Below are 9,717 nucleotides of genomic sequence, written 5' to 3' on the forward strand. Positions count from 1 at the left end.
CGCAACGTCGAGCCTGCTCGACCGAATTGAACTCCGAGAGCCCGCCTCCATGACCCCGCCGATCTCCTCTCCCACCTACCTCCACGGGTTTTCCGGCACCGAACAGCAGCGCCTGATGACCCAGGCCCGGCTGCTGGAATCGAGCATCTTCGGCCAGATCGACTACGGCGGCGCGCGGCGCCTGCTGGAAGTCGGCAGTGGCGTTGGTGCACAGACCGAGATCCTGCTGCGCCGCTTCCCCGAGCTGCACGTGACCGGCGTGGACCTGAGCGAAACGCAGCTGGCCACCGCGCGCGAGAACCTGGCGCGCACGCCGTGGTGCAGCGACCGCTACACCCTGCAGCAGGCCGACGCCGGCGAGCTGCCGTTCGAGGCCCGCAGCTTCGACTCCGCGTTCCTGTGCTGGGTGCTGGAACACGTGCCGTCACCGGCGCGCGTACTCAGCGAAGTGCGCCGCGTGCTGGCGCCGGGTTCGCCGGTGTACATCACCGAGGTGATGAACGCCTCTTTCCTGCTCGATCCGTATTCGCCGCACATCTGGCGCTACTGGATGGCGTTCAACGATTTCCAGTACGACCATGGTGGCGACCCGTTCGTCGGCGCCAAGCTGGGCAACCTGCTGCTGGCCGGCGGCTTCCGCGACGTGCACACCGAGATCAAGACCATCCACCTGGACAACCGTGAACCGGCGCGCCGCAAGACGATGATTGCGTTCTGGGAGCAGCTGCTGCTGTCGGCGGCCGACCAGCTGCTGCAGGCCGGCTCGGTGGACGAGGAAACCGTGGAAGGCATGCGCCGCGAGTTCCGCCTGGTGCAGAACGACCCGAACGCCGTGTTCTTCTACTCGTTCGTGCAGGGCCGCGCGACGGTATATTGAGCCAACGCAGCACCGCCGCTGGTCCCGACATCCACGCATGGCGTGGACCTACGGGTGCGCGGCTGCGGGCGCTGGCTGACGCAGTAGAGCCACGCCATGCGTGGCTGCCACCGCCGATGTCCCTTCATCCACGCATGGCGTGGATCTACTCGACAGCGCCGACTACGGGCGCATGCCAGATCCGCTGCCACACGGCCGCCAGCCGGCGACCTGCGTCGGCGCGCGCGGCGGGACTGCGGTAATCCGCTCGCACCTGCTCGGGGGTTATCGGCCGCCACTGCCCGTCGGCCTGCTCGGCCACGACGAAATTGAAGGTGTAGTCCGGCTCCAGCCCCATGCGCAGGTCGCTCAGCACCAGCCGGCCGTCCACGACCTGCGCACGCATGAAGCCACGGTTGAACCACTGCAGGCGCTGCACTGCCGGAATGCCCCCCGCTTCGCGCAAGACCTGCACGTTGGACGCATGGCCTTCGAACCGCATCGGCCCGTGGTCGGCCACCAGCGAGCGGTCACCCACCACGTAGCCATTGGGCGTCATCGCCACCACCCGCCACAGCAGGGTGTTGAACGGCATCGGTACCGAGAAGCGCGGCGCATCGCCCAGGCCCATCGCGGCCAGGCTCTGCTGTGCGGCACGGTCGACCTGTGACTTGGCGATCAGGCCCCAGCCCAGGTAGCCACTGCTGAGCAGCAGGGCCACGCCCAGCACCTTGCCCGCCCAAGGCCGGGCGCGGCCGAACCAGGCCAGCACGCAGCCCAGCAGAAGCCACACCGTATACCCCGGGTCGATGATGAAGACACTGGATCCCATGGTCGGATGCGGGCGCAGCGGCCACCACAACTGGGTGCCATACACGGTGAACGCATCCAGCACCGGATGGGTGACCAGCGCCAGTTGGATCGCCCAGAACCAGCGCAGCGGTGACTGCGCGACGCGGCCATTGCCGAAGCGCTTGAACAGCCACCAGATCAATGCGGCCACCCAGGGCAGCACCAGCAGCGAATGACTGAAACTGCGGTGCTCGATCATGTTCGCCACCGGATCGGCTGCGGTGAAACCGAGCCACAGGGCGTCGAGGTCCGGCAGGGTGCCAAGCGCGGCACCGGCCAGCAGGGCCGCGCGGCGATGTCCGGGCGGGGCGATGGCAGCAGCGACGGCGCCACCGAGCACGATCTGGGTCAGAGAGTCCATGGGCCGATGCTAGCGGCTTGCGGGCGGGGCATGTAGAGCCGAGCCCATGCTCGGCTGCTCTTCATTGCGTGTAACGGCAGCCGAGCATGGGCTCGGCTCTACAAGGGTACAGACGCGGGTTACGCCGCCTGCGACATGCGTGCGCCCGGCAGCTCCACCAGCGTCTGGCCGTTGTGGTCCAGCAGACGCAGCGCGCCATCATGGTCTTCGGCCAGCGCGGTCAGGCTTTCCACCCAGTCGCCGTCGTTCGCGTAGACCAGGCCATCGCGTTCAATCAACGCAGCTCGGTGGATGTGGCCACAGACGATGCCATCCAGTCCGCGACGGCGGACATCGTCCAGCCCGGCCTGCACGAAGCGCTCGATGTAGCGTTCGGCGGCGCCGCTGCGCTTCTTCAGGAATTCAGACAATGACCAGTAGCGCATGCCCAGCAGCCGCCGCACCGCGTTCAGCGCCTGGTTGCCGGTCAGGATGCGGTAGTACAGCCAATCGCCGAATTTCTCCTGCAGACCACCGAAGTGGGTCACGCCGTCGTACTCGTCCCCATGCGCGACCAGCAGCCGGCGGCCATCGGCGGTCACGTGGATGGCGCGGCGGCGCACCTGCATCGCCGGCAGCATCAGCCCACAGACCTGGCGCAGCGAGGCATCGTGGTTGCCGGGGATGTAGATGATCTCGGTACCCGCACGGCGCAATGCGTGCAGGGCCTGGATGACTTCGCTGTGTGACTGCCGCCAATTGGCCCGGCGATGCGCCATCCACCACAGGTCGATGATGTCGCCGACCAGGTACAACCGTTCGCAACGCAGCTGAAAGAGGAACCGTGCCAGCTCGGTGGCATGGCAATGACGTGAACCCAGATGCACATCGGAGACGAACACTGCGCGCCGGTGCGGCGACAGGTTCGCCAGCGCGCTCATGCCGGCGTTCCCGCGTCGCGCAGGTAGCGTTTGCGCTTGTTCGGCCGGATCGCACACAGGTCCACTTCGATCAGGCCGTCGATCGAATCGCTGAAGTCCGGGTCGACACCGAAGGCGAGGAAGCGGGCACCACCGGGTTCACACAGATCGGTGTACTGGCGGTACAGCGTGGGTACGCCGGTACCGAGCGCAGCCAGGTTGGCCTTGAGCACCTCGAACGCGGCGCCTGCATCCAGCTCACCGAAACTGGGCGGTGCGGCGAAGTACTGGAACGGGCGGTTCGATTCGGCCAGGCCAGCGGTACCGCTGTAATAGCGCTGGTAGTACGCCACCAGCTGCTCGCGCGCTTCACGTGGTAGCGCCGCGCTGATCGACACGGCGCCGAACAGGTAGCGGATGCCCGGCCGGCACTGCAGGTAGGCGCCGATGCCCTGCCACAGATAGTCCAGGCTGCGGCTGCCCCAGTAGTCGGGCACCACGAAGCTGCGGCCCAGTTCCAGACCCTCGGCGATGTGGGTGATGGCATCGTCGGAATAGCGGAACAGCGACGCGCTGTAGAGCCCGGACAGGCCGTGCCGGGCCAGTGCGTGGGCGCCGCGCATGATCCGGTACGCGCCGGCGATGCGCTGCGCGGCGGCGTCCCAGATCACGATGTGCTCGTACTGCGGGTCGTAGTTGTCGAGGTCACGGCTGCGCCCGGTGCCCTCGCCCACCTGGCGGAAGGTCAGTTCGCGCAGGCGGCCCAGCTCCAGCAGCAGCGGCGAATCGGCAGTACAGGTGGCCAGCAGAATCTGCTTGCCATCGGCGGTCTGGCCCAGCTGGGTCGCTGCGGCAATCCCTGCGGCAACCTGCGAAGGGGGCACCGGGGCGGCCAGCGGCTCAGGGCCTGCGCAGGCAGCGGCATTGCCGGCCGCGCCATTGCGGCCCAGCGCATACAGCGCGCGGCGTACCGCCAGCAGCTGTGCGCCCGGTTCACCGCCATCGCCCAGCCGCATCGGCTCGCCGATGCTCAGCCGCAGCGGGCGGCCACGACGGGTGAACATCTCGCGTGCCAGCAGGGCGGTGCCGGCCGGCTTGAACAGGGTTGATGCGCCGTAGAACAGCGCCGAGTTGCGCGCTTCCACCCGCACTGGCAGCACCGGCGCCCCGGCGGCGCGGGCAAAGCGCACGAACCCGCGCTGCCAGCGACCATCGCGGATGCCTCGCAGCGAGAGGCGCGAGACCTCGCCGGCCGGGAACACGATCACGCACTGCTCGGCGGCCAGCGCCTCCTCCACCGCGTGCAGACTGCCGCGCTGGGCCTTGCCGCCAAGGATGCGCACCGGCAACAGCAGATCCTGCAGTGGCGCGATAGCCCCCAACAGATCGTTCGCCACGATTCGCACGTCACGGCGGATGCGGCCGACCGCGTCCAGCAGCGCCAGCGCGTCCAGCGCCCCGGACGGATGATTGGCAACAATCAGCAGGCGGCCGGTGGCCGGGATCTTCGCCAGCGCGGCCGGATCCACCTGGTACTGGCCATCGACGAATTCCAGGGCGGCGGCGACGAAGCCGAATCCGCGCAACTCTGCACTGCGCTTCAGGAAGGCCTCGATCTGGTCCAACCGCGACCAGCGACCGACGCTGCGCAGCAGCGGCCGTGCCAGCTGGCCACGACGGCCATGGAACCAATCGGGGAAGCGTTGCTGGAGACGCTGTTCGAGTTCCTGCATGGCGGATCCACTCATGCCCGGCGGCCGGATTGGCCGACAGCCTGCGCCCGGCAGGCGGCAGCCAGATGGCGGTTTCGGGGCAGAACGATGACGGCCGGCCCGGCAGGGTCGCGGCCTGCGCGGTCCGGGGTTGGACAGCCCCGTCCGTCGTCACGCTGGTGGAACACTGGGCCTCGAGGCCGGGCCCCAATCCCGTCACGACGGCCCTTGCCAGGCCTACGCGGGCTTAACCACCGGCAACCGGTACCGGTTCACAATGCACAGGCGGCGCACCCCGTGTATCATGCGCGCCCATCTTTCCATCCGAATCAAGGGATATTACGCCTGATGTCCAGCTATCTCTTCACCTCCGAGTCGGTCTCTGAAGGCCATCCGGACAAGGTTGCCGACCAGATCTCCGATGCGGTGCTGGACGCGATCCTGACCCAGGACCAGCGTGCCCGCGTGGCCTGCGAGACCATGGTCAAGACCGGCGTTGCCATCGTGGCCGGTGAAATCACCACCAGCGCCTGGATCGACCTGGAAGCGCTGACCCGCAAGGTCATCACGGACATCGGCTACGACAGCTCCGACGTCGGCTTCGACGGCGCCACCTGCGGCGTGCTGAACCTGATCGGCAAGCAGTCGCCGCACATCGCCCAGGGCGTGGACCGCAAGAAGCCGGAAGAAATGGGCGCTGGCGACCAGGGCCTGATGTTCGGCTATGCCACCAACGAGACCGACAGCTACATGCCGGCCGCGATCCACCTTTCGCACCGCCTGGTTGAGCAGCAGGCCAAGATCCGCAAGAAGAAGAACTCGCCGCTGTCGTGGCTGCGCCCGGACGCCAAGAGCCAGGTCACCCTGCGCTATGAAAACGGCGTGGTCTCGGCCATCGACGCCGTGGTCCTGTCGACCCAGCACGCCCCGGGCATCAAGCAGAAGGACCTCATCGAGGCTGTCCGCGAAGAAATCATCAAGCCGGTGCTGCCGGCCAAGTGGCTGCACAAGGGCACCAAGTTCCACATCAACCCGACCGGCAAGTTCGAGATCGGTGGCCCGGTGGGCGACTGTGGCCTGACCGGCCGCAAGATCATCGTCGACACCTACGGCGGCTGGGCCCGTCACGGTGGTGGCGCGTTCTCCGGCAAGGACCCGTCCAAGGTCGACCGTTCGGCGGCCTACGCGGCCCGCTACGTCGCCAAGAACGTGGTTGCTGCCGGCCTGGCCGACCGCTGCGAAGTGCAGGTCTCCTACGCCATCGGCGTGGCCGAGCCGACCTCGATCTCGGTCACCACCTTCGGCACCGGCAAGATCAGCGATGACAAGATCGAGAAGCTGATCCGCAAGCACTTCGACCTGCGCCCGTACGGCATCATCAAGATGCTGGACCTGATCCACCCGATGTACCAGCAGACTGCGGCCTACGGCCACTTCGGCCGCAAGCCGAAGGAGTTCAGCTACCTCAACGGCGAAGGCGAGACCGTCAACGCCACGGCCTTCTCCTGGGAGAAGACCGACCGCGCCGCCGCCCTGCGCGCCGATGCGAAGCTGAAGTAAGAAACACGAAGGGCCGCTCACGCGGCCCTTCTGCTTTCTGCTAGAGCCGGCCGCTGGCCGGCATTTTCATGGCCTCTGGAAACAACCGCGCGGTTGCCGGCCAGCGGCCGGCACTACCCGGTTGCCGATACAATCGGCCCATGTCGACCGAACTGAAAACCCACCAGCTGTCCATGACCGTGCTGATGTCGCCGGACATGGCCAATTTCTCCGGCAAGGTCCACGGTGGCGCGATCCTGAGGCTGCTCGACCAGGTCGCCTATGCCTGTGCCAGCCGCTACGCCGGCAGCTATGTGGTCACCCTGTCGGTGGACCAGGTGATGTTCCGCCAGCCCATCGCGGTGGGCGAGCTGGTCACCTTCCTGGCCTCGGTGAACCATACCGGCACCTCGTCGATGGAGATCGGCATCAAGGTGGTGGCCGAAGACATCCTCAAGCGCAGCGTGCGCCACGCCAACAGCTGTTTCTTCACGATGGTGGCCGTGGATGAGGAAGGCCGGCCGACGCCGGTGCCAACATTGCAGCCGGTCACCTCGGACGAGAAGCGCCGCCAAGCCGCAGCGCTGATCCGCCGCCAACTGCGCCAGGAAATGGAACAGCGCCACCTGGAACTGCTGGCATCGAATCCTCCGTCGCCGGAAGAATGAGGTAGTTGCGAATTCGCCGGGCATGGCCCGGCGGATGCATTTCAACCCGTGTTCTGCACCCCCTGCGAAACGCCGTTCACGCACGCCACCAGCGCGCGCAGCAGCTCGTCATCCTCGCGCCCGCTGCCCCGCCAGCGCTGCAGCAGATCCACCTGCAGCACGCTGATCGGATCGACGTAGGGATTGCGCAGGCGGATCGACAGCGCCAGCCGCGCATCATGGTCCAGCAGCGTCTTCTGGTCCATCAGCGCCAGCAGCCAGTGCCGGGTAAGTTCCAGTTCGCGCTGTACCTGCGGGAAGAAGCGCCTGTGCAGGTCGCCAGACAACAGCGAGAACTGCTCGGCGATGGTGATATCGCCCTTGGACAGCACCATCGCGATGTCGTCCAGGAAGGTGCGGAAGAACGGCCAGTCACGCGCCATTTCGCGCAGGGTCTCTTCATGGCCAGCGTCCACCGCCGCCTGCAGGCCGCTGCCCACGCCGTACCAGCCGGGAATGACGGCACGCGCTTGGCTCCAGGCAAACACCCAGGGAATCGCACGCAGGTTGCCCAGTGCCGCATCCTGGCCGAGCCGGCGCGAAGGACGCGAGCCCAGCGTCATCCGCTCGATCACGTCGATGGGTGTGGCGGTACGGAAGTAGTCCATGAAGCCGGCCTGGCCAACGAAGGCGCGATACACCTCGCTGCTGGCCGATGACACCGCGTCCATCACCGGCCGCCACGCATCCTCGCGCGGCTCGGCGGCACGCGGGCGCAGGCTGGCGCGCAGCACTGCACCGGTGGCCTGTTCCAGCGAGCGCAGGGCCAGCGCGCGGATGCCGTACTTGCGATGGATCACCTCGCCCTGCTCGGTCACCCGCAGGCGGCCATCGATGCTGCCGCGTGGCGACGCATCCACGGCGTGGGTGGTCTTGCCACCACCACGGCTGATCGAGCCGCCCCGGCCATGGAAGAAGGTCAGGCGGATGCCGGCCTCGGCCGCCACCTCCAGCAGTTCCACCTGCGCGCGCTGCAGGCCCCAACGCGAAGCAGCAATGCCACCATCCTTGCTGCTGTCCGAATAGCCCAGCATCACCATCTGAACATCATCGCGTGCACGCAGGTGCGCGCGGTACACCGGGTCGGCCAGCAGGTCTTGCAGGGTCGCCGTACCGCGCTTGAGGTCATCCACCGTCTCGAACAGCGGCGCGATATCCAGCGGTACTGACCCGTTCTCTTCCACCAGGCCGCCACGGCGTGCCAGCGCCAGCACCGCCAGCACGTCGCTGCGGTCGTGTGCCATCGAGATGATGTAGCTGCCCAGTGCATCCCCGCCATGCCGCGCACGGGCATCGGCCAATGCAGCGAACACGGCGTCGAGCCGCCGGTTGCCTTCGTCGTCGCCTTCCGGCAACGGCACCTCACCGCTGGCATGCGGTGCCAGCAGGCGCGCGCGGCCCAATGCATCCAGGCCCTCCCACGCCGGGTCGCCGCCCAGCACCGCCGCCAGCGCGCGCGCATGCACGCTCGATTCCTGGCGCACGTCCAACCGCGCCAGATGGAAGCCGAACGTCTTCACCCGCCACAGCAGGCGTTGTACGGCGAAGCCACCGGCATGCTCGCCGCGGTTCGCGCGCAGGCTGTCGAGGATCAGCTGCAGGTCGTCGATCAGTTCATCCGGGCCGGCGTAAGCGCCCTCGCCGTCTTCCAGCGTGGCCTGCAGGCGCGCGCGCATGCGATCGTTGAGCAGGCGGTAGGGCATGTCGGCATGGCGCGGGCGCGACTGCACCTGCGGCAGCAGCTGCTGGTAGTGCGCCACGCGCGCCTGCAGCGCATCGCTCACGCCCACCCGCTCGGTGGACTGGCTGAGCAGGCTGGCCAGCTGCAGCAGTTCCTTCTGGTAGCGCGCCAGTACCGCCTGCCGCTGCGCATCCAGCGTACTGCGGATGGTGTGGGCATCCACGTTCGGGTTGCCGTCCATGTCCCCGCCCACCCACGTACCGAAGCGCAGCAGGCGCGGCAGTGGCAGCTCTTCACCATAGGTATCGCGCAGCGCCTGCTGCAGAGATTCGTACAGCACCGGAATCACGCGGTACAGCACCTGCACCAGATAGAAGCCGACGTGCTCGCGCTCGTCATCGACAGTGGGCCGCACCGGCGAAGAGTCAGTGGTCTGCCACGACGCGGTCAGCGCCATGCGGAAGCGCGCAGCATCGGCGGCCGCTTCCCCCGGCGTGCGCTGGCCGTCGAGGTTGTCGACCAGGCTGGCCACCATCAGCTGCTCTTTCTCCAGCAGCGCGCGGCGCACCGCTTCGGTCGGGTGCGCGGTAAACACCGGTTCGATATCGATGCGCGGCAGCCATTGCGCCAGCTCGTCCAGCGTCACGCCCTGCGCCTTCAGCTGCTGCAGCGCATCCTGCAGGCCGTCAGGCTGCGCCCCTGCGGTACCGGCACGCTGGTAGTCACGGCGGCGGCGGATGCGATGTACGCGCTCGGCAATGTTGACCACCTGGAAGTAGGTGCTGAAGGCCCGCACCATGGTCTCGGCCTGCTGCGGCGTGCGCCCGGCCAGCCTTTCGGCCAGCTCCGACAGTGGTGCCTGGTTCTCGCGGCGGGCGATGGCGCGGGTGCGCACGTCCTCGACCTCGTCGAGGAAAGCCGCTGATACCTGCTCGACCAGCAGGTCACCGACCAGTGCGCCGAGCCGGCGCACGTCATCGCGAAGCGGAAGATCGGGAGAAGCAAACTCGATGCTGCTGCGGTACTCGTTCATCGGCGACGCACAGGCCTCGGTCAACGGATCCAGACCCCAAGCCTAAACCAGAACGGGCAGCGTGCTGCGACGCAAAA

The 9,717-nt window shown here is 67.5% G+C and carries 7 protein-coding genes; 3 read left to right on the forward strand and 4 right to left on the reverse strand.

Features of this window, described 5'->3' with window-relative positions; genetic code table 11:
* Positions 1 to 49: 49 nt before the first annotated feature.
* Positions 50 to 877, forward strand: a complete 828-nt coding sequence (locus tag N5C25_RS15280; protein ID WP_046428854.1) for a class I SAM-dependent methyltransferase — start codon at positions 50 to 52, stop codon at positions 875 to 877.
* A 145-nt stretch (positions 878 to 1,022) separates the two neighbouring features.
* On the opposite strand, the gene N5C25_RS15285 is transcribed toward N5C25_RS15280, so the two are convergent.
* From N5C25_RS15285 to N5C25_RS15295, 3 genes are all read right to left on the reverse strand, one after another.
* A complete protein-coding gene (locus N5C25_RS15285) occupies positions 1,023 to 2,069 on the reverse strand; it encodes a metal-dependent hydrolase (RefSeq protein WP_251102134.1) in 1,047 nt (348 codons plus the stop codon).
* A 119-nt stretch (positions 2,070 to 2,188) separates the two neighbouring features.
* Positions 2,189 to 2,989: a UDP-2,3-diacylglucosamine diphosphatase gene (locus tag N5C25_RS15290; protein ID WP_279937228.1), complete on the reverse strand. Its 801-nt coding sequence runs from the start codon at positions 2,987 to 2,989 to the stop codon at positions 2,189 to 2,191.
* Positions 2,986 to 4,701, reverse strand: coding sequence for a lysophospholipid acyltransferase family protein (locus N5C25_RS15295; RefSeq protein WP_279937229.1), 1,716 nt, complete (start codon positions 4,699 to 4,701; stop codon positions 2,986 to 2,988). The genes N5C25_RS15290 and N5C25_RS15295 overlap by 4 nt, the downstream gene beginning before the upstream one ends.
* A gap of 327 nt (positions 4,702 to 5,028) precedes the next feature.
* Here N5C25_RS15295 and metK point away from each other — a divergent pair, with 327 nt between their 5' ends.
* Together metK and N5C25_RS15305 are read left to right on the forward strand one after the other, a co-directional pair.
* The gene (metK, locus tag N5C25_RS15300) at positions 5,029 to 6,240 is read left to right on the forward strand and encodes a methionine adenosyltransferase (protein ID WP_005408103.1); all 1,212 of its coding nucleotides are present in this window, start codon (positions 5,029 to 5,031) and stop codon (positions 6,238 to 6,240) included.
* 140 nt (positions 6,241 to 6,380) lie between these two features.
* Complete coding sequence (locus N5C25_RS15305; RefSeq protein ID WP_019661090.1) at positions 6,381 to 6,887, forward strand: acyl-CoA thioesterase; 507 nt, start codon at positions 6,381 to 6,383, stop codon at positions 6,885 to 6,887.
* 41 nt (positions 6,888 to 6,928) lie between these two features.
* Here N5C25_RS15305 and ppc read toward each other — a convergent pair whose 3' ends face one another.
* The gene (gene ppc, locus N5C25_RS15310) at positions 6,929 to 9,640 is read right to left on the reverse strand and encodes a phosphoenolpyruvate carboxylase (RefSeq protein WP_279937230.1); all 2,712 of its coding nucleotides are present in this window, start codon (positions 9,638 to 9,640) and stop codon (positions 6,929 to 6,931) included.
* Between the last annotated feature and the right edge of the window lie 77 nt (positions 9,641 to 9,717).

Origin of the sequence: Stenotrophomonas sp. GD03958, from assembly GCF_029839005.1 — a bacterium.
Lineage (GTDB): Bacteria > Pseudomonadota > Gammaproteobacteria > Xanthomonadales > Xanthomonadaceae > Stenotrophomonas > Stenotrophomonas hibiscicola.

Excerpts from the sequence above, each read along its gene's own strand:
- N5C25_RS15290 (WP_279937228.1), bottom strand. The coding sequence starts at position 2,989 with ATGAGCGCGCTGGCGAACCTGTCGCCGCACCGGCGCGCAGTGTTCGTC.
- ppc (WP_279937230.1), bottom strand. The coding sequence starts at position 9,640 with ATGAACGAGTACCGCAGCAGCATCGAGTTTGCTTCTCCCGATCTTCCG.
- N5C25_RS15285 (WP_251102134.1), bottom strand. The coding sequence starts at position 2,069 with ATGGACTCTCTGACCCAGATCGTGCTCGGTGGCGCCGTCGCTGCTGCC.
- metK (WP_005408103.1), top strand. The coding sequence starts at position 5,029 with ATGTCCAGCTATCTCTTCACCTCCGAGTCGGTCTCTGAAGGCCATCCG.
- N5C25_RS15305 (WP_019661090.1), top strand. The coding sequence starts at position 6,381 with ATGTCGACCGAACTGAAAACCCACCAGCTGTCCATGACCGTGCTGATG.
- N5C25_RS15295 (WP_279937229.1), bottom strand. The coding sequence starts at position 4,701 with ATGCAGGAACTCGAACAGCGTCTCCAGCAACGCTTCCCCGATTGGTTC.
- N5C25_RS15280 (WP_046428854.1), top strand. The coding sequence starts at position 50 with ATGACCCCGCCGATCTCCTCTCCCACCTACCTCCACGGGTTTTCCGGC.